Annotated in this window: 1 protein-coding gene; it reads right to left on the bottom strand. The window is 45.0% G+C overall.

Annotation, left to right across the window (positions count from 1 at the left end; translation table 11 throughout):
- Positions 1–81: 81 nt before the first annotated feature.
- Positions 82–510, bottom strand: a complete 429-nt coding sequence (gene tnpA, locus AAC855_RS21205) for an IS200/IS605 family transposase (protein WP_340612115.1) — start codon at positions 508–510, stop codon at positions 82–84.
- Positions 511–595: the final 85 nt, after the last annotated feature.

Genomic DNA, 595 nt, shown 5'->3' with positions numbered 1-595 from the left:
AACTCAACAACCACCGACTAAAGTCGGTGGGTTAGTGATTAACGGACTGAAAGTCCGGATACGCATCGGCTAAACGATGCGTCAATTATCCAGCCTGAAGTGATCATTTGGGTTCGGTTCAAAATGATGCGCCAGATAGGCCTTTATCATCTCTTCCGTTAACTGACCTACCGTCGCACAAAAATAGCCTCTGCCCCAAAAATGCTGACCCCAGTAGCGCTTTTTCAAGTGAGCAAACTCTTCAAACAACTTACTTGCTGTCCTTCCCTTTATTCGCCTCATGATTTCTGAGGGCGCTAAGCTCGGAGGACAACTCACCAGTATATGGACATGGTCTTGGCTCACGACCCCTTCTACTATTCTGATTTCGAACGCTTCACATGTCTGACGAACTAACTCTCTCACCCGTAAACCAACTTCACCTGTTAGCACTTTGTGCCTGTATTTTGTTACCCACACAAAATGATACTCAATCTGAAATACCGTGTGGCTGCCATATCTGTAATCCATATTGCACCTCTCGTGCAACACAGTATCGCAGCTAAAGCTGACCGACTAAAGTCGGTGGTTTTAACCTTTCATATGGAAAAATAAA

Source organism: Xenorhabdus bharatensis (assembly GCF_037996705.1).
Taxonomy (GTDB): Bacteria; Pseudomonadota; Gammaproteobacteria; order Enterobacterales; family Enterobacteriaceae; genus Xenorhabdus; species Xenorhabdus bharatensis.
Note: the sequence above shows the minus strand (reverse complement) of the source record. Positions and strands in the feature narration are given on the sequence as shown.

Excerpts from the sequence above, each read along its gene's own strand:
- tnpA (WP_340612115.1), bottom strand. The coding sequence starts at position 510 with ATGGATTACAGATATGGCAGCCACACGGTATTTCAGATTGAGTATCAT.